19 protein-coding genes are annotated in these 24640 nt (G+C 45.9%); 14 read left to right on the plus strand and 5 right to left on the minus strand.

Features of this window, described 5'->3' with window-relative positions; all coding sequences use genetic code 11:
- The first annotated feature begins 235 nt into the window (after nt 1–235).
- The 12 genes from AC07KQ_RS03070 (at nt 236) to AC07KQ_RS03125 (ending at nt 17489) form a co-directional block, all read left to right on the plus strand.
- On the plus strand, nt 236–892 hold the full coding sequence (locus AC07KQ_RS03070) for a hypothetical protein (protein WP_013245477.1): 657 nt from the start codon (nt 236–238) through the stop codon (nt 890–892).
- A complete protein-coding gene (locus AC07KQ_RS03075; protein ID WP_225360515.1) occupies nt 876–2042 on the plus strand; it encodes a C47 family peptidase in 1167 nt (388 codons plus the stop codon). Before AC07KQ_RS03070 ends, AC07KQ_RS03075 begins: the two co-directional genes overlap by 17 nt.
- A 40-nt stretch (nt 2043–2082) precedes the next feature.
- Nucleotides 2083–3120, plus strand: coding sequence for a hypothetical protein (locus tag AC07KQ_RS03080; RefSeq protein ID WP_013245479.1), 1038 nt, complete (start codon nt 2083–2085; stop codon nt 3118–3120).
- Between the two features lie 27 nt (nt 3121–3147).
- Nucleotides 3148–3831, plus strand: coding sequence for a YiiX/YebB-like N1pC/P60 family cysteine hydrolase (locus AC07KQ_RS03085; RefSeq protein ID WP_013245480.1), 684 nt, complete (start codon nt 3148–3150; stop codon nt 3829–3831).
- Between the two features lie 437 nt (nt 3832–4268).
- Nucleotides 4269–5987, plus strand: coding sequence for an ABC transporter ATP-binding protein (locus AC07KQ_RS03090; protein ID WP_003573839.1), 1719 nt, complete (start codon nt 4269–4271; stop codon nt 5985–5987).
- A gap of 4 nt (nt 5988–5991) precedes the next feature.
- Nucleotides 5992–7773 carry an ABC transporter ATP-binding protein gene (locus AC07KQ_RS03095; protein WP_003662794.1) on the plus strand — a complete coding sequence of 594 codons (1782 nt, stop codon included), beginning with the start codon at nt 5992–5994 and terminating at the stop codon, nt 7771–7773.
- A 161-nt stretch (nt 7774–7934) separates the two neighbouring features.
- Nucleotides 7935–9179 (plus strand): L-lactate MFS transporter, encoded by a 1245-nt coding sequence (locus tag AC07KQ_RS03100; RefSeq protein WP_003573843.1) that lies wholly within the window; start codon nt 7935–7937, stop codon nt 9177–9179.
- A 286-nt stretch (nt 9180–9465) separates the two neighbouring features.
- Nucleotides 9466–10182 carry a trehalose operon repressor gene (treR, locus tag AC07KQ_RS03105; protein WP_003587307.1) on the plus strand — a complete coding sequence of 239 codons (717 nt, stop codon included), beginning with the start codon at nt 9466–9468 and terminating at the stop codon, nt 10180–10182.
- 225 nt (nt 10183–10407) lie between these two features.
- A complete protein-coding gene (treC, locus tag AC07KQ_RS03110) occupies nt 10408–12054 on the plus strand; it encodes an alpha,alpha-phosphotrehalase (protein ID WP_003573845.1) in 1647 nt (548 codons plus the stop codon).
- Nucleotides 12055–12144: 90 nt separating this feature from the next.
- Nucleotides 12145–14148, plus strand: coding sequence for a PTS sugar transporter subunit IIABC (locus tag AC07KQ_RS03115; RefSeq protein ID WP_013245484.1), 2004 nt, complete (start codon nt 12145–12147; stop codon nt 14146–14148).
- 340 nt (nt 14149–14488) lie between these two features.
- The gene (sstT, locus tag AC07KQ_RS03120) at nt 14489–15793 is read left to right on the plus strand and encodes a serine/threonine transporter SstT (protein WP_003563595.1); all 1305 of its coding nucleotides are present in this window, start codon (nt 14489–14491) and stop codon (nt 15791–15793) included.
- A gap of 220 nt (nt 15794–16013) precedes the next feature.
- Entirely contained in the window at nt 16014–17489 is a 1476-nt protein-coding gene (locus AC07KQ_RS03125; RefSeq protein WP_013245485.1) for an APC family permease, read from the plus strand.
- A 125-nt stretch (nt 17490–17614) separates the two neighbouring features.
- On the opposite strand, the gene AC07KQ_RS03130 is transcribed toward AC07KQ_RS03125, so the two are convergent.
- Nucleotides 17615–18553 carry an L-lactate dehydrogenase gene (locus AC07KQ_RS03130; RefSeq protein ID WP_003563599.1) on the minus strand — a complete coding sequence of 313 codons (939 nt, stop codon included), beginning with the start codon at nt 18551–18553 and terminating at the stop codon, nt 17615–17617.
- A gap of 281 nt (nt 18554–18834) precedes the next feature.
- On the opposite strand from AC07KQ_RS03130, the gene gdhA reads away from it, so the two are divergent.
- Both gdhA and AC07KQ_RS03140 read left to right on the plus strand, forming a co-directional pair.
- A complete protein-coding gene (gdhA, locus tag AC07KQ_RS03135) occupies nt 18835–20175 on the plus strand; it encodes an NADP-specific glutamate dehydrogenase (protein ID WP_480156612.1) in 1341 nt (446 codons plus the stop codon).
- A 172-nt stretch (nt 20176–20347) separates the two neighbouring features.
- The gene (locus AC07KQ_RS03140) at nt 20348–20548 is read left to right on the plus strand and encodes a cold-shock protein (RefSeq protein WP_003563620.1); all 201 of its coding nucleotides are present in this window, start codon (nt 20348–20350) and stop codon (nt 20546–20548) included.
- Nucleotides 20549–20711: 163 nt separating this feature from the next.
- Here the strand turns inward: AC07KQ_RS03140 and AC07KQ_RS03145 are convergent, their stop codons facing one another.
- The 4 genes from AC07KQ_RS03145 to AC07KQ_RS03160 form a co-directional block, all read right to left on the minus strand.
- Nucleotides 20712–21149, minus strand: coding sequence for a hypothetical protein (locus tag AC07KQ_RS03145; RefSeq protein WP_013245488.1), 438 nt, complete (start codon nt 21147–21149; stop codon nt 20712–20714).
- 151 nt (nt 21150–21300) lie between these two features.
- The gene (locus AC07KQ_RS03150; protein WP_003563625.1) at nt 21301–21741 is read right to left on the minus strand and encodes an OsmC family protein; all 441 of its coding nucleotides are present in this window, start codon (nt 21739–21741) and stop codon (nt 21301–21303) included.
- A 199-nt stretch (nt 21742–21940) separates the two neighbouring features.
- Complete coding sequence (abc-f, locus tag AC07KQ_RS03155) at nt 21941–23422, minus strand: ribosomal protection-like ABC-F family protein (protein WP_016386808.1); 1482 nt, start codon at nt 23420–23422, stop codon at nt 21941–21943.
- A 350-nt stretch (nt 23423–23772) separates the two neighbouring features.
- Nucleotides 23773–24396 (minus strand): SDR family oxidoreductase, encoded by a 624-nt coding sequence (locus AC07KQ_RS03160; RefSeq protein WP_003573864.1) that lies wholly within the window; start codon nt 24394–24396, stop codon nt 23773–23775.
- Nucleotides 24397–24640 lie beyond the last annotated feature (244 nt).

Genomic DNA, 24640 nt, shown 5'->3' on the forward strand with positions numbered 1-24640 from the left:
ACTCTAGGGAAAGAAGCAATGTGTTTATCCTTAAAAATTAAACATGGAGAGCAGACACATTCAATAAATACCGCATTAATAGTTAAGAAAACAATTTTTAACTCGAAGAAAAGTCGACAAACTATTGCTCTCCTCTTAATTAATGTTGATCCTTTTTGTAAAGCGGCCGACCTCACGTGTTTTATGTCTATATGTCTCTAGAAAACTTCTCTTTAAGTAAATAAAGGAGGATTTTATGAAAAAATACGGGCTAGTTTTAATCTTAGTACTAGGTTTATCTCCGTTTTTCTGCAAGGCTAATTTCGTTCATGCACAGAATTTTCAAAAACCCATCGTTGAAATAATGGCTGAATTTCAATCTAAGCCCAAAATAGTGCGCACAATCCAGTCTGTTCCGATTCATGTAGCAGCCATAAGAAACTTTATTTCAAAAAATGAAACTCCTGTTTCTAGCTTGGATGTCATGCGTTCGGTCTATCCAGGAACTCCTCTGTCTGATTTGTCTAGTCGAACAGCTTCTTTCGATGATGCTCTGACTTATTTTGATCATCAGAAGATTAAATATACCAAGACAAATGGGATTCCCAACTATCGCATTATTGTGGATGAGTTACGTGCCAAGCGTCCTATACTGTTAAAACTAAAAGCCAATACTCCTTATTGGCCTGAGTCAGAGAGTGCGATTCTATTGTACGGCATTCAAGTTTTCCCACTGCCAGATGGGAAAGCTAATATCTTGTATATTTGTCGAAGTCTCAATCATGCAGACCAAGTAACATATAGCGGCGGAGAAAACAATTTTAATTTATTAGCAAATGAAAAGCAGCAAGATCCAACTATTCAAAACATAGTCTACAGTTGGAAGGCAACGGTGTATGGATTTAAAAAATAAGGAGGAGTTTCTGTTGCAAATATTCAAACTGGTACTTAAATCGTTGACTATTGGTGGCGGGTTGCTGATGCTTGCGTTTTCTCCCCAACCAGTTTGTGCTCAAAACTTGACGGTTCGAAGTGAAACGATCTCGCTTCAGAAACAATTACTTGTTCAAGAAAAGTGGGAGAGCTATGTAAAAAATTTCTTGATCGATTCTGGGTCAAATATTCAAGACTTTTACCTAGGACAAGGGTTTACAACATCCACACCAAGCAAAACTCGATTGACAAATTTTCCCATTATAAAAAAGGACAACCAAGACATCTCATATGTATTACAAATAGATGACCAAGATCAAATAATGGTGTCCCGCCGTTTAGGCCAATCGCTCAATACTGTTAGCAAGACAGTCTCATCATCTCCACAGCAGCCTGTAAATATTTTTAATAGTGCAAACTCTATGTATTACAAAGCAGCTGGGGGAACACCACACCTGTTAATTGGGCATGATCCGTTATCATCTGATATGGCAAAGTTGAGCGAACAAAAATCGCCGCGTAGTACAGTTCAACTTACAGCACCATTAGCGCAATCACATTTACGCGCTAAGAGATCGCCTATCGTTTTTGAACATGTTCTGTTACCTTGGCGCGTTTATGAAATTCAACACGAAAAACCTTGGTGTGAATGGTATGCCATAACTGGAGTGGTTAACAATTTGGCAGGGAAAAAACTGATGACGGCCGAACAAATGTTACGCAATGTTTACCATGGAGAGTCTATTGATCAACTAATTTACAATAAGGAGCATAAGCCACGTAATTTAGCAGAAAGTTTTAATTTTCTTAAATCGAAGTACAGTATTTCAGTAATGTTAAATAATGGATTCCCCTCCTTTGATACTGTGAAAAAAGAAATTAAGGAACGGAGAGCCCCGATTATAACTGACTTAATTAGCTCACCCTCTAATGATACGCACGCATTGGTTCAAGTTGGTTATACTGCCAGTACTTCTGGCCGCCCGGATGAGCATCCCTATTACTATTACTGGAATCCTTGGTGGGAAGATATCTTTGTTGTTTCCAGCAAGGCACCTTACTTTCAACTAAATGACAAACGATGGAGCATTCAACGGTACCAATATAATTATTCTAAACCACTAGAGTAAGACAGCCTAATCTCTCATGCCCAGATTGGTGGATAAGATCATGAAACAACTACTCATTATCGTAAGTCTCTTCGTGCTCATGCTAGTTAGTGGGTGTGTGCATAAACAGCAAACGAAAATCAACTATGCTGTTGCGGTAGTGGAAACCACAGCAACGACAAAAAAGAGTCTGATAACATACTACAGTAAACAGTTGAAACCGGTAAAACAACAACCATTAAAATATGCTGCTCTTGGATCAATTTGGAACAACGAGATTTATTCGGGAGGAAAGGTTTTTTTGATTCCAACTGGACTGACAAAAATGGAGAATGAACACAAAGTATTAGGCATTGATAAAAGGAATGGCGATGCAACATCTTACAGAGTTGACCGAACTTCAATACAAGGCATCGCTGTGAGCTCATCACACATATACACAACCAGCAACCTTAATGCTGTTAATTACATCACTCAAGTTAATCGAAAATCGAATAAAGTTAAAGAAATAGAGCTTCCTTTTGATTATGTGTCATTGCTAATGTACCGAAATGGTAATTTGTTCGTATTTAGCACCAATTTTAATGATATTCAGCATAATCGTTTGTTTATTTATAATGACAAATTAGAATTGAAACGTAAAGTAGATCTGGCTGAAGTACCACAATATATTCAGAAAGCTACATTCCTAAATAATAAATTGGTATTCACTGCAACCTTTGATCCTAACGAACCGAAGCCAGCTGAGCTCGGAATTGTTAACCTTGATTCATGGCAAGTTTCAACTTTTCGGCTTAAGGAATCTGCCGCGAATGACATCATCGCTTATAAAGACAAACTAATTGTTGCCAATACTGACGTCGTTGAATCTCGGGGTAAATCAATTAGCCTAATTGATTTACACTCGAAGGAGGTGACTCTATATGACTTAAATACAGGTGTAGATCGTCTCGCCTTATCTGGTGATACGCTTTATGCACTAGGTGCTGACGAGTTAGCTTCTTTCGATGCAGCACATGGCTTCGCAATTAAAAAGCATATCAAACTTATGTTCCATGAAGGCTTGGGCAGATCCGCTCTTTTCGTTGCCAAGCCATAACCAATGCCATCAGGGAGGTTTATAAAAATGAAAAAAAGTTTACTGTTTATTTTACCATTGGCACTTGGAATTATTGCTGGACAATCTCAATTAGTTCATGCTGAAGGTAATTTGCCACAATCATATACTGACAGTACTGATCCTGCGAAAGTTTTCCCAAAAGATAAAGTAGACAAGATGATTCAAGATGCTGAACAAAAACCTGTTCTGCCTGATCCGGGTCTTCCAGAACACTCACGACAAAAACGCAATGCAGGGAACCAGTACCCTCGACGGGCTGGCGTTATCCTGGTAACTCCGGATGCCTATAAAGGAATTCCCACGGGACACGCGGCTATCATGCGCAACACTAACAGTGTTGTGGAAGCCTTGTCTGATGGCGTTAAGATTGGACACAATAACTGGGATAATAGTAGTGCTAGTGGCAAAAATCGCGTTTATGCAGTAGACGTTAATGCGACTAGTAACTATCAAGAAGGCGTTGTGGCAGAATACTGCGCTGCCTATAAAGGAAAACCTTACAACTGGAATTTTTTTAACATGGACACTCGCGATAGTTTCTACTGTTCGCAATTAATTCGCGCCGGATTTTTAGACAGTTATAAACTTGACCTTAACACATCTGAGTTTGATGCACCTTTTGGTAAGGTCATGCATCCAATCGAATTCGTTAATAGTGATAAAACGACTTTGATATACAGACGCGGATAAAATTTGAAACTGCTAATCATTAAAAAAGCAATCGCGATTAGAATGAATGGCAAAAGATAGCGAACGTGTTTGCAGTCATTTCTTTTCGCTTTTTGTCTTTAAAGCACAGATAAAATTTTGGGGGCTAATGATTTTGATGCACATGAGTTGTCTTTTTGGACTATTTCATGTGCTTTTTTAGATTAAAAGGGTGTTTGGCTGCGTAGGGCTGGATGCGGGCATAGTCGGCAAACTGGTTGAGCGGTTGCCAATCTGAGTCTTTACAAAGTCAACTCGGACAATGGAGTTTTTGCTCTTTAAGGAACAGAATTGCGTCAAATTCATACTGGCAGTAAAGGCTTTATCAGCTTTGACCACATACCGCCGAAACAATTCCCTGACTTGTTTTCCAAATTGCGGTAAGCTATTAAAACAAGTTATAGAAGGAGAAAGACATCATGAGGGTATTGTTTCCGTACATCAAAAAATATCGGTGGGACGTGATCTGGTCGGTTTTGGCGATCTTGATTGTGGCCTTTGCAACGTTGTGGCAGCCGCATTTGTTGCAGGTAATCATGAATGCCATCATGAAAAATGATAAGCAGACAGTCTGGATTAATGGTCTGTATTTGATCGGACTGGCGATCATCGGGATTATTGGCGGGATCGTCAACACGATTTACGCGGCGCGGGTTGCGCTGGGCGTGGCAACGGATTTGCGTGCAGACGAATATGCTAAGATTCAGAGTTTGGCGTACGCGGATGTTGAAAAGTTTTCGCCATCGAACTTGGTTGTTCGAATGACCAACGATATCAACCAAGTTCAGCAAATCATCATGGGCTTCTTTCAACAAGTCACGCGAATCCCGATTTTATTCGTTGGCGCGGTCATTCTCGCGATTATGACACTGCCCGAATTGTGGTGGGTTATTGCGGTGATGATGATTTTAGTTTTTGGCGTCAGCTTTTTCTCGTTCAGTCATATGGGCAAATACTTTGGCCGGATGCAACAATTAATTGAGCGCGTCAACACGTTAGCCCGAGAAAATCTGATGGGCATGCGCGTGGTGAAGTCGTTTGTTCAAGGCGCGAATCAGATCAAGACATTTGCTGAGTCCAGTGATGAAATGCGGGATGTCAGCGTCAAGATCGGAAACTTGTTCGCCCTACTAATGCCGGCGTTCTTCCTTGTGGCTAATTTAGCCATGGCTGGTAGTATTTGGCTGATCGGACAGGACATTACTAGTCATCCTAGCAATCTGGCGGCAATTACAAGCTTTATTAACTATTTGATGCAGATTCTGTTTGCCATTATCAATGGTGGCTTCATGTTGACATTTGCTTCACGTGCGTTGGTTTCACTCAAACGTATTCAAGAAGTCATGGACACAAAGCCGAGTATGACATTCGTCTCCGGCCCGCACCGTGACTTAGATGGCGCGGTTGAATTTGATGACGTGACGTTCACCTATCCTGGTGATGAAAAGCCAACCATTTCTGACATCAGTTTCAAGGTGAAATCTGGTGAAATGATCGGTATTGTTGGCGCAACTGGTAGTGGTAAAACCACATTGGCACAGTTGATTCCCAGACTGTTTGATCCAGATACCGGGATTGTCAAGGTTGGCGGTCACGATGTCCGTGCTGTCACCGAAGCCGATTTGCGGAAAACGGTTGGTTTCGTCTTGCAGCGATCAACGCTTTTTTCCGGTACAATTGCGGAAAACTTGCAGCAGGGGAATCCTAACGTCAATCTAGATGCGATGCGCTGGGCGGCAAGAATCGCTCAGTCGGCTGAATTTATTGAACGCTTGCCACGCACTTACAACGCCGAAGTTGAGGAGCGATCCTCTAACTTTTCCGGTGGTCAAAAGCAGCGTCTGTCAATTACCCGTGGCGTGATCGGCCAGCCGAAAATTTTGATTTTGGATGATGCGACCTCGGCTTTAGATGCCCATTCAGAGAAATTGGTTCAAGAGGCACTGGCACACGAGCTGGGTGATACGACGACGATTATCATTGCCGAAAAGATCAGTTCTATCATCAAGGCAGATCGTATCTTAGTGCTTGATGAAGGCCGTTTAGTTGGCAGTGGCACTCATCATGATTTAGTTCAGCATAACGATGTTTACCGCGAGATCTATGCCACCCAAAAGGCATTGGAAGAGGGGGTGTGATTAAATGAAAGACTTGAAAAATGCAGGTAAATTTTATGCGCATTATCTGAAACCTTATTGGATTGAGTTTTTGATCACGACGATTTTGGTTGGCATCTCGACCTGGGCAATTGTGGTCGCACCGACTTACATGGGACGAGCGATCGAAGAACTGGCAACCTATGTTCAGCAGTGGATGAACCCAGCAACTAGGGCACAAGCAACATTTACGACATTTAACCATACCTTGGCGATTTTCGTCTTGCTTTACATCATCGATGCCACTAGCATCCTTATCTCAAGCTTATTGTTGTCTAAAATCAGTGGCTACTCGACTGGTACCATGCGGGTCGGATTATTCCGAAAAATGCAACGGATGAAAGTGAATTATTTCGACAGTCACAGTGACGGCGATATTTTATCGCGGTTTACAAGTGATCTGGATAATATTTTCAACGCCATGAATCAGGCGTTGATTGAAATCTTCTTAAGCGGTGCCCAGTTTATCGGGATTATCTGGATGATGTTCACCCAAAATGCGACGTTGGCCTGGATCACAATGGCATCAACACCCGTTGCAGTTGGGCTGTCGGCCTTCGTCATGCATCAAGCGAGTGTCTCGGTTGATCGCCAACAAGATGATATTGGCCGCCTAAACGGTTATATCAACGAGCAGATTACAGGCCAAAAAATGTTGATCACTAATGGCTTGCAACAGGAAAGTGTCGCCGGTTTCCAGCCGTATAATGCGGCGGTGCGTAAGTCCAACCTGCGCGGCCAGATCTGGAGCGGTATTTTAAATCCATTGTTGATGGGCTTGTCATTGTTGAACACCGCGATTGTCATTTTTGCTGGTTCTTGGTTGGCACTGAATGGTTCTTTGAGTCAAGGCGCGGCGCTGGCCTTGGTAGTTGTGTTCGTCAATTATGCGCAGCAGTATTATCAGCCAATTGTCCAGTTGACCAGTCTATTCAACATGATTCAGCTGGCCATCACTGGCGCCCGACGGATTACTGAAGTGCGTGAGCAACCTGATGAAGTGGATCCGCCAGAAGGGAAAACGCTTGACGGACTCAAGCATGAGTTACTGATCGACAATGTTCATTTTAGCTATATCCCTGGCAAAGAAATTTTGCATGGCGTGACCATCAAGGTGGATAAGGGCGAAATGGTTGCCTTGGTTGGCCCAACCGGTAGCGGTAAAACAACGGTTATGAATTTGCTGAATCGCTTCTATGATGTTGACTCAGGGGCGATTACATTTGACGGCGTCGACGTTCGCGAATTCAAGCTCGCCTCATTACGACAAAATGTCGGTATTGTCTTGCAAGACCCGCAACTCTTTTCCGGCACAATTCGCGATAATATTCGCTTCGGCGATCCCGATGCTGATCAAGCGCGGGTGGAAGCAGCGGCCAAACAGGCTAACATCCACGATTTCATCGTGAGCTTGCCAGAAGGCTACGATACCTTTGTTTCAGATGAACAAAGTGTTTTCTCGGCAGGACAAAAGCAGTTGATGTCGATTGCGCGAACTATTTTGACCAATCCGCGGTTGTTAATTCTCGATGAGGCGACAAGTAATGTTGATACCGTTACGGAAGCCAAAATTCAAGCGGCAATGGATAACGTCATTCAAGGGCGAACGAGTTTTGTCATTGCCCATCGGTTAAAGACCATTTTGAATGCCGACAAAATCGTTGTCTTGCGTGATGGCAACATCATTGAGGAAGGGAGTCATGAGCAATTACTCGCGCAAAATGGCTTCTATGCCGAGCTTTACCACAATCAAATGGTGTTTGAATAACTTGTAAAAAGATTCCGAATAAAATCGGAGTCTTTTTTATTTTTATTCGTTTGTGAAACGGTTGCAATGGCTTCCTAGCCTCAATAATATATGTTATCCTTTTTATATCAGAACAATGGGTAGGACGGTTCTGATAAATATTGGGATGATGGAGGTAACGAATGAGCAAGCGTAGATATCTGGTCGCTATCGGCGGCATTTTGCTTCACCTGATGATTGGTTCCGTGTATGCATGGAGTGTTTTCACGGGACCGATTGCCAAACAAACCGGTTGGGCGTTGTCATCGGTGACAGTTGCGTTTAGTATCGCGATCTTCTTCTTGGGGATGAGCGCCGCCTTTATGGGTCGGCTGGTTGAGCGATTTGGTCCGCGACTGACAGGGACAGTTGCGGCGTTGCTATATGGCTCCGGCATTCTGTTGACAGGACTGGCAGTGCAACTTGAGTCTTTGCCGTTACTTTACATTGGGTATGGTGTTGTTGGTGGTTTGGGATTAGGTGCGGGTTACGTGACCCCGGTTTCAACCATTATTGCTTGGTTTCCAGACAAGCGCGGGCTCGCAACCGGCATGGCCATTATGGGCTTCGGTTTTGCTGCGATGCTGACCGGTCCGATTGCTCAGAACTTGATTGCTGGGATTGGACTGGTGCCAACGATGTATGTGCTCGGCACCGCATATTTACTTATTATGCTCACAGCAGCGCAGGTTATCCGGAAGCCGCGTCCGGGTGAGGTTCCGGCTGCTGATATTGCTAAAAGTGTCAGTTTGACCGGTACTGCCATGACAGCCAATCAGGCAGTCAAAACGCGTTCATTCCGCTACCTGTGGCTGATGTTTTTCATCAACATTACCTGTGGGATCGGACTGGTTGCTGTTGCGTCACCGATGGCGCAACAGCAAACCGGCATGTCTGCGGCTACGGCAGCGATGATGGTCGGGGTCGTAGGTTTGTTTAACGGTTTTGGTCGACTGGCTTGGGCAACACTCTCGGATCTGATTGGCCGTCCGCTGACGTACACACTGATTTTTACGGTGGATGTCGCTATGTTAGCTGGCATTCTGGTGTTCAGCTCACCATTGCTCTTCGGGATCGCCTTATGCCTGATCATGTCCTGCTACGGTGCAGGGTTCTCTGTCATTCCGGCCTACCTTGGCGATGTTTTTGGTACGAAACAGTTAGGTGCTATTCACGGCTATGTCTTGACGGCGTGGGCAGTTGCTGGAGTTGTTGGACCGACCCTGCTTAGCCTTAGCGATCAATACTTCCACAGCTATACTTACAGTTTGATTTTCTTCGTTGCGCTTGAATTGGTTGCTTTTATTCTCTCGATTCGCATTCGCCGGCAGTTCAGCGTTGTGGCTCGTGATGAAAAGGTGACGGATTCACTCGAAAGGCAACATTGATTGGCTAATACTGTGACAGCCTCGAAAAAGGCTGCTCGTGATCAACGAATGAATGGGGAAATTGACGGTTGTATTGGTCTATAACAATGAAGTTTATAAATGAATAAGCTATGGAAAAATCCATACAGATGTATGGATTTTTTTTGCACGCTAAAATCCCGGTATATCAACATTAATGATTCATAACGCGAAGTATTTAAAAGCGTTTAAACATTATTAGTTGACATACCTGTACGTACAGGTAAAATAAAGTTTGCAAGTGAAAGCGATTTCTGGAGGAGAAGGCATGCGGAAGTATGATGTGATCTATCAGGATTTGAAAGATAAGATCGAGGCCGAAATTTATACGACTGGTTCATTATTGCCGAGCGAGAATACGCTGCAGGATATGTATCAGGCATCGCGCGACACGGTACGTAAAGCTTTGCGGCTGCTCAAAGATGATGGCTTCATTCAATCGCAGAAAGGCAGAGGATCAATCGTGATCAATCGCCAAGAATATGTCTTCCCAGTGTCAGGTGTCGTCAGTTATGCCGAATTGGCTAAGCAGCTTCACTTGCAGACAAGAACCGTGGTGTTGGCCAATCATTTTGCCGCACTTCCGGCCAAGTCCTTTAAAGATGTTGATCCGGATGTTGAAGTCAAGCAGATGCGTTTGCTGAAGCGAGTGCGTTACTTGGAAAAAGAGCCGGATATCATTGATATCGATTATTTGGATCCAAGAGTCGTGCCGCCGATTCCGGAGTCGGTGGCAAGGGATTCGTTGTATGCGTATCTCGAAGGACAAATTGGCTTGGAAATTGCTTATGCCACAAAAGAGATTACGGTTGAAACGGCAACTGAAGAAGATCGTCGTTATCTAAATCTTCCTGAGGGCGCCATGGTTGTAGTTGTTCGCAGTTGTAGTAGTTTGGCAGACACTAGAAAATTTCAATACACAGAGTCACGGCACCGGGCAGATCGCTTCAAGTTCCACGACTTCGCCCGGCGTACAAGACCATAGAGCGTGAGCAGGCGCGTTTAGAAACCGGAATGTAAGCGGCCTTGAACGTGATGGCCTGGGTTTGGCTATTGCGTTCAAGGTCCTTACATGCAGGTTTCTGCGCCTGCGAACGCGTTTCAAGCATAGCGTGATCTGATATGTTGAGACTCAAAATTTAAGTGGTTTTGAAAGCCTTTGTGTTTAGGTCTCAAGCTCAGCAAACGCTTTTCAGGAAAGGGAGTCACCATGGGATTTCATAATAAAGTCATTTATCAGCTATACCCCAAGTCTTTTTATGACAGCAATGGCGATGGGGTTGGCGATCTGCGCGGCATTATCGACAAGATCGATTACCTCAAGTCATTACATGTCGACATGATTTGGTTTAATCCATTTTTTGTTTCACCGCAGTATGACAATGGTTATGACGTCGCAGATTATCGTCAAATTGATCCACGCTTTGGGACCATGGCCGATTTTGACGAATTGGCCAAAAAACTTAAGGCGGCAGGTATCGACATCATGCTGGACATGGTGCTGAACCATACCAGCACAGAGCATGCTTGGTTTCAAAAGGCTTTAGCAGGTGACAAACATTATCAGGCATACTATTACATTCGACCACCAAAGCCGGATGGCAGTTTGCCAACAAATTGGGAAAGCAAGTTTGGCGGCCCAGCTTGGGCACCGTTTGGCGATACAGGCAATTATTATTTGCATTTATATGAACGACGCCAAGCAGATTTGAATTGGCACAATCCAGCGGTTCGACAAGAAGCTGCTGCCATTATCAATTTTTGGCGAGCAAAAGGTGTCCATGGTTTTCGGTTCGATGTTCTCAATGTTATTGGTAAAGCCGATAAGCTTGTTGATGCACCGCCAAGTGTGGCCAGCAAAACGTTGTATACCGACACACCGATTGTTCAGGACTATTTGAAGGAGCTGGCAGCAAACAGCTTCGGTCAAGATGATAATCGTGTGACGGTTGGCGAAATGAGTTCCACCACAATTGCCAATTCGATTGCTTATACCAAACCGGACAACCATGAACTTTCAATGGTTTTTCAATTCCATCATCTTAAAACAGACTACAAGAACGGTGAAAAGTGGAGCAAGGTGCCATATGATTTCAACGCCTTGCGCGATATTCTCCACACTTGGGGTCAGGGACTTGATCAAGGTGGTGGTTGGCAGGCACTGTTTTGGAACAACCACGATCAACCGCGGGCCATCAATCGATTTGGCGATGTCGGGCAATATCGGGTTAAAAGCGCGGAATTGCTGGCAGCGGCGATTCATTTGAGCCGCGGCACACCTTATATCTATATGGGCGAGGAGATTGGGATGACTGATCCTGATTACACCAGCATGGCAGATTATGTGGATGTGGAAGCTAAGAATGCTTATGCAGCACTGCTGGGAAAAGGCATGTCTGAAAAAGAAGCATTCGGCATTATTTTGGCGAAAGCCCGAGATAATAGCCGAACGCCAATGCAATGGGATGCCTCGGACCATGCAGGCTTTACCACTGGCACGCCTTGGTTGCGACCAACAAATCAAGCTGCAATTAATGTGCAGGCTGAGCTTGCACATGGTGAAATTTTTAAATTTTATCAGCAGCTGATCGCATTGCGTAAACAGTATCCAGTGATCAGTGACGGTAGCTACACGCCGTTTGGAACTGAAATTGATCGGTTGTATGCCTATATAAGAACATATGGCACACAACAATTGCTGGTGCTGAATAATTTCAGCGACAAGACAATGACCGTACCGCTACCCGAAAAGTTTCAAACTGCAAAAGTATTAATCACGAACGAAGCTACATTGACGCCAACCGCAACCATGACATTGCCGCCATACGCGACGATTGGGTTATTGCAGAAAGCGTGATTTGGCTGGTTCGCTAGAAGAAGGCACTTAAGACAAAGTGCAGCTGGGTTTTCGTGCCAGCAAGCGTGTTGATAAAAGGGGGAACAAGAAATGGCAGATACGAAAGAGTTGCAGCTCATGGCACCGGTCTCCGGCTTGGCCATGGCAATTACCGATGTTTCTGATCCGGTTTTTTCACAGAAAATGATGGGTGACGGTTTTGGCATCGATCCGACTGATGGTCAGATTGCCGCACCAGTTGACGGTCGGATCATGATGATCGCGGACACCAAACATGCGATTGGCATCAAAGCCGATAACGGCGCAGAATTATTGGTTCATTTGGGAATCGACACAGTCGAGCTTAAAGGCGCACCATTCGAAATTGATACGGCTATGGATGCCCGTGTCAAAGCAGGTGATCTCATCGGATCGATGGATTTGGATGCGATTAAGAAAGCTGGGAAAAAGACAACCGTCATTGTTGCGATTACCAACAGCAAAGAAGTCCTCGATCATCTCGACGTCAATGCTGGTGAAGTGAACCGCGGTGAAGAAGTTGCCGTGATGACGCCGAAGCCAATGGCCGCAACAGCCGCTGCTGCGCCGAAGAACGAAAGCAAATATGCCGCAACCGCTCGGCAGATTATTGCCGATGTTGGTGGTTCGCAGAATGTGAATAGCCTGATTCATTGCATTACGCGGTTACGTTTTTATCTGAAGGATGAACAGTTACCGGATGATGACACCGTTAGAAATATTCCTGGTGTGATTGATGTTGCGCATGGCAATGGTCAGTATCAGGTCGTCATTGGGCAAGCGGTCACTGACGTTTATGATGAAGCAATTAAACAATTGGGTCCCGGTTATGCTAACGCGGAAGGAACTGCGCAAGCAATCCAGGAGACTCAGCAAGAAGTTCAAGATACCAGTGCAATGGGCCGAATCAAACACGGGTTGCAGGCACTAATTGGGACAATCACAGGCTCGATGATTCCGATTATTGGGCTTTTGGCTGCCAGCGGGATGTTAAAAGGGATTTTGCTCGGCTTAACAAAATGGGGCGGTTTATCAACGACTAATCCGACTTATGAAATTATTAACGCGATGGGCGACGCAACCTTCTACTTTCTACCGATACTTGTTGGCTTCACCGCGGCACAAAAACTTGGCTCTGATCCGGTGATTGTTGGTATTATCGGCGCGTTCCTGATCTATCCTTCTATTGCGCAAATCGCCACAGCAGGTAAAGTCAGCGGCACATTGCTAGGCATGAGTATTAATGCCAACTTCTTCGGTTTGCCAGTGCACATTGCCAATTACACGTATTCTATTTTTCCAATGATCTTTGCGGCGTGGATGGCGGCGAAGCTCGAACCGTGGATCAAGAGTTGGATGCCATTGGTGCTTAGAATGATCTTCAGTCCGTTGGTTGAAATCTTCTTGGTTGGGATGACTGTTGTTCTGGTTGTCGGACCATTACTCACTGTGGCATCAGGCGCTTTGACATCAGGGATTCAAGCATTGCTGAACTTGACGCCAATGATCTCAGGTGCCATCATTGCTGGTCTCTATCAGGTACTGGTTATCTTCGGGCTGCACTGGGCGGTCATTCCGATTATCGCCGCACAATTATCATCGGCACATCCTGAATCAATTCTGAACGGGATTGTCTCGATCTCCATGATCGCACAAGGTGCCGGTGCGTTGGCAGTTTGGGTGAAGACAAAACACAATCCAGCCCTGAAAGGTTTGTCGCTTTCAGCCTTTATCAGTGCCTGTTGCGGGATTACCGAACCAGCCATGTACGGGGTTAACCTGAAGTATGGCCGGGTCTTCATCTTTGCAAGTATCGGCGCTGCAATCGGCGGTCTGGTCAATGGGCTACTTGGGGTTAACATGTTCGGCTTCACCGGTAGCTTCATCGGGTTCTTCTCGTTTGATGCGCCGGCTTGGGCAAACAGTCCCAATAACTTAATGAATTTCTGGATTGCTTCCATTGTGACGCTTGTGGCTGCCTTCCTACTGGTTTACTTCTTTGGTTATAAAGATGCTGACGCCAATCAAGCAAAAACGGCGCCAAAGAAAAAGCGTTTAGGCAAAACAGTTGAATAATGGCGTGTTCACCAACACTTACGGTTTCCATGTGTGCGTGAGCGGCAACAATTGATTAAAAAAGCACGATGTCAGCGGACATCGTGCTTTTTTCGATTTCAAGGCATGCCGAAGAGCAAGGTGCTCGTATGACGATACATGGTACTAACGCTTAGTTAAAAATGAGCAAATCATGGCAATGGTGGATAAGCACTTTTAATTAAGCGTGTTATTCAATCTTCCTGTCTTTGCTTTAAAAAGTGATCCTATTTGAATTAAATTGCTTGCAGTTGTTGTAAAAATAAGGCAAACTAAGAAGTGCTCTCATGGAAAGTTAATTTTAGATGAAGGAGGGGCCAAGATGTATAAACGGTACAAAGATGTTTCGTTGATCTTAAAAATTGTCATTGGGATCATTGTTGGGGCAGTGTTAGGGGTAATGGTGCCCTCCTGGTCCTTTATTGATGTTCTCGGTAAATTATTCGTTGGCGCTTTAAAAGCGATTGCGCCACTACTGGTCTTTCTATTAATTATGTCGGCGATCTCTAAGTATCGCTCAGGTGCGAAGAACCACTTTGGCACCGTCATTGTGCTTTATCTCAGTGCCACATTGTTTTCATCAATTGCTGCCGTGGCGGTTTCGTATCTTTTTCCGATCAAATTGGTGTTGCCCGGTGCGATGAAGATCGCCGAAAGTGCACCGAAAGATCTGGGGACTGTTGTGACGAGCTTACTAACCAATGCCGTTGCCAATCCAATCTCTGCATTGGTTGAAGGTAATTACCTAGCTATTCTTTTCTGGTCCTTACTGATCGGTTCCGGTTTACGATTGACCAGTGCTGTGACCAAAAAGGTGGTCACGGAATTGGCCGATACTGTCAGCGCTGTCGCTCAAAATGTCATTCAGTTCGCACCGTTTGGGATTGTCGGGTTGTTACATGAGTCCTTGAGCAAAACTGGTGTCAAAGGGGTCATGGCATATGGTCAGCTGCTCATGCTGCTGGTTGCCACGATGGTATTTGTTTACTTAGTCGTGTACCCATTCATGGTTTGGTTGATGACCCGGCAAAATCCGTATCCGTTGACTTTTTGGACGCTGAAAGTCAGTGGCATTCCGGCATTCTTTACAAGAAGCGGCGCTGTCAATATTCCCATCAACTTGAAGGCATCAAAAGATCTCGGATTAAATGAAGAAAGTTATGCGATCTCAATTCCGCTTGGTGGCTCGGCAAATTCTGGTGGTGCAGCGATTACGGTGTCGATCATGACATTGGCAACCGCCAATACCATGGGTGTACATGTCAGCATTTTCCTGGCCTTGCTGCTATGTTTCTTGTCTGCCATCTCGGCTACCGGGGTTTCCGGGATCGCAGGTGGCTCACTGTTGTTAATTCCAATGGCGGCTTCATTGTTTGGCATTTCAAATGATATTGCCATGCAGGTTGTCGGTATCGGTTTTATCATCGGCGTGGTTCAAGATTCAGTTGAAACGGCTGTTAACTCCGCGTCTGACTTGCTGTTCACCGCGACTGCCGAGTATGCCGACGATCGCCGTGAAGGACATCCGGTTGATATTCGAGCTAAGGTCAAAGCGGCAGGCAAGGGAACGGCAGAAGTTGTCACACCTGAAAAGGCCAATGAAGCTGAAGAAAGTGAACAAGTTTAGTTCAGTCAAAAGAATCGCGAATTTTCGCGATTCTTTTTATGTCCAGCTAATTTGAGACAAAATGATAACGAGTGTTTTTGAATTCACATCAGACAATAACGAATGTCTTTAAACTCACAGCGCTTTCCAGCCAAGCTGAAATGTGCTAACCTATTTCTCATACGTTTTTTAAATATGTGAGAGACTGACTGCTTGATGAGCAGTGCCATGGAGGTTACCGATGGGGCAAGTTTGGCAACGATTGATTAGAAAAGAAGATCCAAGTGTTTATGAAGATAAGGATTCACATTTACCGCGCGTTTTACGCGTCCGCGATTTTCTTGCGTTAGGGGTCGGGACGATTGTGTCGGCTTCGATTTTTACATTACCAGGGGTGGTGGCGGCAAAACATGCTGGTCCCGCTGTGTCGATTTCTTTCTTAGTAGCCGCGATAGTCGCAGGGCTGGTTGCGTTTGCCTACGCGGAAATGTCAGCGGCGATGCCATTTGCCGGTTCGGCTTATTCTTGGATCAATGTTGTTTTCGGCGAATTTTTTGGCTGGATTGCCGGCTGGGCTTTATTGGCGGAATACTTTATCGCAGTGGCGTTTGTGGCGTCAGGACTTTCAGCTAATTTCCGCGGGCTGCTGGCAACCATTGGCGTGAATTTTCCTAAAGCCTTGGCGAATCCGATTGGGACCGATGGTGGCATGGTCGATCTCGTTGCAGTGGTCGTCATGGTGCTGGTCGGCTTGTTACTGTCGCGGGGGGTATCAAGTGCTGCGCGCGTTGAAAACATCTTGGTTGTCATGAAGGTGCTGGCAATCCTGCTTTTCTTGGTGGTCGGCTTGACTGCGATTCACCCTGAAAACTTCCATCCATTCTTTCCTGCTTATCATCTCAATGCTGACGGTACACCATTTGGTGGTTGGCAGGGGATCTATGCCGGAGTTTCAATGATTTTCCTTGCTTATATTGGCTTTGATTCCATCGCTGCTAATTCTGCGGAAGCCATTGACCCAGAGAAAACGATGCCGCGCGGTATTCTGGGTTCGTTACTGATTGCAGTGTTCTTGTTCGTTTCGGTTGGTCTTGTGTTGTTAGGTATGTTCCCATATCAGGATTATGCCAATAACGCGGAGCCCGTTGGCTGGGCATTGCGTCATTCTGGCCATGCAGTCATTGCCGTTGTGGTTGAAAGCATTGCGGTCTTAGGAATGTTCACGGCTTTGATCGGGATGTCCATGGCTGGGTCGCGCTTGCTTTACAGTTTTGGCCGTGATGGCATGCTGCCGCAAAAACTGGGTAAGCTGAACAGTCGTAAGCTGCCTAATCATGCCTTGGCTGTTTTGATTACCATCGGCGTTTTGATCGGCGCTTTCTTCCCGTTTGCCTTTTTGGCCCAACTGATTTCGGCTGGCACCTTGATAGCCTTTATGTTCGTGACACTGGGAATCTATCGATTGCGTCCGCGTGAAGGCCAAGATATCGCCAAACCGCGCTTCCGGATGCCACTGTATCCAGTTTTGCCAGCAGTTGCCTTTCTGGGATCACTTATCGTTTTCCTTGGGCTCGACATTCAAGCCAAACTGTATTCCGGTGTCTGGTTCCTGATCGGCTGTGCCATTTACTTCCTGTACGGCATGCGTCACTCGGCTCTGACAAAGGGATCAGCGGTTGAGCAAGAAACTGCAGCGTTAGGACAAGAAAAAGATTAAAAAAGCCGCTGCCTGAGATTGCCCGCGTTGTGACGCGCGGTCTCGGACAGCGGTTTTTTGGTACGGTGGCTTAGTGATACTCGTCTGGAGAGACACCGTTAAGCTGAGCGCTTAACCTGACGAGCCTAAGCTTCTTGAGCCTTCTTCAGATTTTCTTTCAAAATAGCTGCAGAATCGGCTAAACGCTTATGATCTTCTGGGTTCAAATCCAGCTCAATGATGCGTTCCAAGCCATTAGCGCCGAGGATTACCGGTACACCGATGGAAACACCTGACAAGCCGTATTCGCCTTCCAAATGGACGGACATTGCGAATGCTGCGCGATCATCATTCAAGAAGGCGCTGGTTAAACGGGTTAATGAGGCGGCAATGCCGTAGAAAGTGGCACCTTTTTTCTCAATGATGCCATAAGCAGCCGTTTTGACGCGCTCGCTAATATCAGGCAGATCTTTATCCTGGCGATCTTTAGGAATCCAATCAAGAATCGGTTTGCCGCCAATGTTGGTGTAGTCCCAAACTGGAAATTCAGAATCGCCGTGTTCACCCATGATGTAGCCGTGCACAATCCGGGCGTCCACGTTATAACGCAGGCCGATCTCAGACCGTAAGCGAGCTGAATCAAGCGCCGTCCCTGATCCCAGCACCTGATTACGTGGCAAGCCGGATTCTTGCAAGACTAATTCGGCAAGGACATCGACTGGATTGGATGCGACTAGAATAAACCCATTGAACCCGCTTGCCATAATGTTATGTGTGATTTCTTTCATGATCTTTGCGTTGATGGCCAAAAGTTGTAGGCGTGTCTGACCTGGCTTTTGGGCAATTCCGGCTGTGATGACGATAATATCGGCATATTTGCAATCTTCATAGCTGGCCGCATAAATATTCTTCTGTGACGTGTAAGGTAGGGCATCAGAAAGATCTTCGACGTCACCTTGCACGCGTTTTTCGTTAACATCAATAATACCAAGACTCTGGCCGACGCCGGTGGTGAGACAGTTGAACGCATAACTTGATCCAATCGCGCCATCACCAATTAAAATAATATTGCCGTTGTTCCGCATCTCAAATTCCTCCTCATGAAGATCTTGACGACAGGTACCCAAAACTGCGACAAACGACTATGAGTGAGCAGTCATGAAGCCGATTACGACGCGCCATAAAATCGATTGCCGCCAAAGCTGTTGCATGTATCCGATTTCATTGTAACAGAGGTCTGCATGCGGGGCTTGATAAACGACTGGGAATATTTTTAATATCAAGATAACTTTCTTATCAAACTGCCATCTTTCTGTTAGTCTTGAAACAACGCTTGTCACATTTTCTTCCAGAAAGGTGGTTCCTCATGTCAGCAGCATCTTACGTACAGTCCATTCTCACAACCCTCAAACAACGCGATCCGAACCAACCAGAATTTTTTGAAGCAGCATCAGCTTTTTTAAAAACCATCACACCGGTTCTCGAAAAACATCCTGAATATATGAAAGCTAATATTCTCGGACGCATCGTTGAACCAGAACGAGCGATTCAATTTGCCATACCGTGGCAGGACGATAAAGGCCAAATCCAGATCAATCGCGGCTTCCGCGTCCAATTTAATTCGGCAATCGGACCATACAAAGGCGGTTTGCGCCTGCATCCTTCCGTGAATTTGAGCATCGTCAAGTTCTTGGGCTTTGAACAAATCTTTAAAAACAGTCTGACGACATTGCCGATCGGTGGGGCGAAAGGCGGCGCCGATTTTGATCCGAAAGGTAAGTCAGATGCTGAAGTGATGCGTTTTTGCCAAAGCTTTATGACGGAACTCAGCAAGTATATTGGACCGGATCTAGATGTGCCGGCGGGCGATATTGGCGTGGGTGCGCGCGAGATCGGTTATCTTTATGGTCAGTACAAGCGGCTTAAAGGCGCGCAACGCGGCGTTCTGACTGGCAAGGGGTTGAGTTATGGCGGATCGCTGGCGCGGACAGAGGCGACCGGCTATGGCTTGATTTACTATACAGACGAGTTATTGAAGGCCAACGGTGAATCTTTGGCTGGCAAGCGGGCGGTGATTTCAGGCGCCGGGAATGTCGCCATTTACGCGACGCAGAAAGCTGAGGAGCTTGGGGTCAAGGTGATCACGGTTTCTGACTCAAACGGCTATATCGTAGACGAAAATGGTATTGATGTCGCGGTCGTTAAGCAGATTAAGGAAGTGGAACGTGGGCGCATAAAAGCTTACGCAGATCGGGTTGCTGACTCCCATTATTATGAAGGCTCGGTTTGGGACGCGGATCTTCAGTATGATTTAGCTCTGCCTTGCGCTACCCAAAATGAGATTGATGGCACTCAGGCTGCGCGTTTTAAGGCTGCTGGCGTCATCGCGGTGGCAGAAGGTGCAAATATGCCAAGCGACCCAGAGGCGATTGCTGCCTACACCGATGCCGGTATTTTGTACGGCCCGGCAAAAGCGGCCAATGCTGGCGGGGTAGCCGTTTCCGCACTCGAGATGAGTCAAAATTCGCGGCGCCTCAGTGACAGTTTTGAAAAAGTCGATGGCCAACTGCATGACATCATGCAGCATATTTTTAAAGCTAGCGCGGATGCTGCCGCTGAATATGGTATGGCCGGTGATTATGAGGCCGGCGCCAATATTGCCGGCTTTCTGAAAGTGGCTGAAGCGATGTATTATCAAGGCATGTAGGTATATTTAGACATTAATTAGAAAAAAACACGAAATAATTAGGTGTTTTTTTCCGAACGTGTTATACTCTGTACATGGTAATACTTGAACGGGAAACATCATGTTACGTGAATTTCCTTTTTAGGATTACGGTTGTCTGTTGTTGTTAGTTTTGAAAAGGAGATTCATTTTCATGCAAAAAGGTACAGTTAAATGGTTCAACGCTGATAAGGGTTACGGCTTCATCACTGGTGAAGACGGCCAAGACGTCTTTGTACATTTCAGCGCCATCAATGGCGAAGGCTACAAGAGTCTTGACGAAGGTCAGGCTGTTTCCTACGATGTAGAACAATCTGATCGTGGCCCTCAGGCTGCTAACGTTACCAAGCTTTAATTCTTGGTTCGTTAAAGGAGATCCAATCGGGAAACCGATTGGGTCTTTTTTTATGAGCGCAAACAGGAGCGCCTATATTCAGGCTTTTGCGACTGCGACAGCATTATTGCGGCGCTGGTCCTTGTAGTAGTCCAAGCCACCTGATTTCATTCTAGGCAGGCTCTCACGCTTGCTGCTTCAAGGTTAATTGCCACACACTAACAAGCACCCAACAAGCAAACGGCATCGCAGCGACAAACAAGCCTATGAAGATTAATCCTGGTGCATCGCCGCTTTCAGCCCATAGATAGCTGAAGGTTAAGCTGATGATCGCAATGATGATGGTTATGCCGCCTAGGAGCCATTGCAAGCAACGAACGCCGTTGGTGACCTGCTGCGGTGAACGGATGATTTGCCACAAGGTGATGGCGCTGGCGGCGATCCCGACAAGTACAAGCCAGCCGCCAAGCAGGACGAGAATTAATGAAACAGTTGGTTGGACGGTTAACAGCAGTAAAATCGTTGCCCATAAACCGATAGCAAGGAAAACCACACTGCCCAGTAGCAGGCTAAGTGCCAAAACAAGATGATGTTTGCGGACCCACAAAGATGATTTTGACATTTTAATAACCTCCAATTAGTCCATACGCTAGCGCATTGTTGCGTTCAATAGTCGAGTGACCGCGCTTCTTGACGAAAAAACAAAAAAGGTATCAGCCTAAACGCCGGTACCTTCTTTATTATCTTTGAGAAAAAGTTGTGGCGCTGATGACTTACTCGCCTAGTGTCGGCTCGTCTGTGAAATCATCAACGATGCGGAAGCTGACATTTTCATTTTCTTTCAAAAGTTTGGCAACTGGGCATTCGTCCAGTGCCTGGGTGACAATCTTTTGTGCTTCTTCGCGGGTGTGGCTCGGCATCAAGATTTGTGCGTCTACGATGAATTTGTAGCCAATCTTGTCACGGGTGATGTCCACACGAGTACGGAGCTGGGAATCTTCAGCAGTGCCTTCGCGATGCTGCACGATGCGGATGGTCGCATTAAAACAGGTAGACAAGGCAAAAGCAATGAACTGCTCCGGGTTGGTCCCAGGGGCATCAATCAAGGAGCTAGAAACACCCAACGCTAAGCCTTGATTACCTTCAACATAACTTTCACCGACTAAACCATTTTCGTTGCGGACATAGGTATGATACAAAGAACGTTCTGCCATGCTATTCATCCTTTCTTATAGCTATCACCGTGAGTATAACATGGAACCGCTTTACATGGGGGCATTGTGTCTCGGTTGCAACGCCTGAATCGCTACGTACCAAGGCGTTTTGGAACGGATAACAAACATTTTCAATGGGTTTTGTTTTGTCAAAAAAACTAAGCAGTTATCGCTAGTGTCGCCATAAAAGTTCAGTCAGTCATGGTTGCAGGCGAATGATTTTTGTCGCAACTTGCTCGATAAAATGCTCATCGTGCTCGACAAAAAGCATCGTCGGTTGATAATGCTTGATGGCGGCGACCAGCTGGTCTTGGTTGTAAGTGTCCAAATAATTGAGCGGCTCGTCCCAAATGTACAAAGCTCCCGGGGTGGCTAGTGATCGCGCTAGTTCGACTTTTTTCTGTTGGCCCATGCTCAGATGCTCAATCGGCGTGTTAAAGTCGGCTCGCGGCATGCCGAGTTTGCGCAAGTTGTTAAGCAAGGTTTCACGGCTAAGTTGATGCTGTTTGGCAAAGTCGACTAATGTACCGCGGTTATCGGTGTATTGTTGACGAACAAGGCTAAGACTGACGGGGGCCAAGGTGAGATGGCCTGACTGCATGCCGGTAAACTGCTGCAGCAAGGCGCGGATCAAGGTCGACTTGCCGCTGCCATTGTCACCAACAATGGCAATCCGATCGCCGCGGGTCAAAGCAAAAGAGATCGGCTGGAAAAGCGGTTGATCGAACCCGACTTGGACCTTTTCAGCGACCACAAGTTGATGGTGATGGGTCGATACCGGCAGCATGGTGAGTGGATCAACCTTTTCTAGGTTCTTTAGAAGACTTTCCTTCTCATCGATTTCTTTGGTCATCCGGTGTTCGAGATTTTTACTTTTTTTCATCGTCCGTGCAGCTCGAGCGCTAATAAACCCGCGACCAGCATTATGACCGCTGTCCTTGATGTGCGGATTACCATAGATACTCTTTTCTTTATTTTCCGCCCAAACTTTTTTATCATGAGCCGTTCGTTTAAGTCGGGTAATTTCAGTTTTAAGTTGACCATTTTTGGCCAGTTCGGTTTGATCTTGCCGCTCTTTTTCGGTCATGAAGGTGGAGAAATTGCCTTGATAAAGGGTGATTTGCTGCCGCTGGATTGCTAGCGTGTGGTCGGTGATGCTGTCCAAAAAATCACGATCATGGCTGACGACAATAAAGCCGGGTTTTTGTTGGAGATAGGCGGCGACTTGTCGGCGGCTGCGCAGGTCGAGGTGATTGGTTGGCTCGTCAATGAGTGCGAAACCATTGTCTTGAATGAACAGTAAGGCGAGACGCACTTTTGTTTGCTCACCACCAGATAAATCGACAAATGGGCGCCAGAGAATGTTAGGATCAGCGTGGAGCAGATTTAGTTCACGTTCGAGTTGCCATTGCGCAACATCGGTGATGGCTTGTGCGGCAGTCAGCGTCAGTTGGGTTTCATCCAGCGTTTGAGGAAAATATTGCAACTGCAAGGGAACAGTCACCGTGCCACTGTAGGGTAGTGCTTGTTGTAAAATTCGCAACAAAGTGGTTTTGCCTCGGCCGTTGCGACCGACCAATCCGAGATGCCAGTTGGTATCAAGGTCAAAGGTTGTGTTCGTAAAAAGCGGTGCTTGACCATCATAAGCAAAATTGAGCTGTTTAATTTGAATCGTAGACATACAGCCACGTCCTTTCGGGGATGTGCCTGCGTGATCAGAACGTGAATCGGTATGACTTTTTGTGGCTGAAAAGTGTTGAAAGTTTGCGGCATCAGCCTTGCTATTGGGTTATTTGGCAGCATAACTGCGCTGGCTTGTATGCAACAAAAAAGCCAGTCCAATAACACTTTGGGACTGACCAAAATAAACGGGGGTGCCGTCCTTGATCAAGCCCAATTGTCAAAAAGTCCGTACTAATCCCGTTGATGATGACAGGACTTGGACATTTTCAACAATTGGCTTACTTCAATGGACGAAACCTCACTTTCGAATTTAACTTAGCTTTAAATTACCACGTGAAGCTACTGTCGTCAAACATGTAATGCTTTCACAATCGCTTCATTACCGCTTGCAATCTTCACTGTGTCTCGATGGCGATTGCTGTCTAAGGCTGCTACTAGGACGTCAGCAACATCTGCGCGTGGAATGGTTGATGGTCGTTGCGGTTGCAAGGTGATACTGCCTTGTGCAGGATCGTTGGTGAGTGCAGTTGGCTGGACGATGACGTAATCCAGATCTGTGTTGTGAATGAGCCATTCGTCAGCGTAGTACTTGGCGATGTAATAATCGTGCAACTGGTCTGGCCACTTGTCCGGATCTTCAGCATCAAGGGCGCTGAGCATGATGAATCGACTAATATCAGCGCGTTCAGCAGCTTTCATCGTTTTGACAGCCCCATCTAGATCAACGCCGAGAAGATCTTGCCCGCGGGAGCCTGCTGCGAAGACAATCGCGTCATGACCGGCGTAAAGGTCGGCTAAGCGATCGACTGGCCATGAAAGATCAAGTTCGACAGCGCGAAAGTTTTTCTCGGGATCAGGTGTCTGAGCGATTGGATCACGATAACCGCCTGTAACTGTATCGCCACGATCAAGCAGTTTGTGAACCAGCAATTGGCCGATTTGGCCGTGGGCACCGACAACAAAGATTTTCAAAACAAATATCCTTTCATGGAAAATGATTGCTATTAGTATAACGTTTTTTATGACAGCAAGAAAGCAGTTGCAGGCAGGAATGCTAAAAAGTTTAGTGCGGTGAGCTTTTCAGATAATCTGTTTGTGGTCACAGAACGCCTTCCGTCAGGGCCTTGAAGTAGTTCGGTCTGCGGCCATAAAAAAGGAACGGGGTGAAACGTAATTATCAGCTAGTTAAAAAAGAACAGTTTTTTGCATTTTGCAG

This window comes from Lacticaseibacillus sp. YLM2-1, from assembly GCF_056583465.1.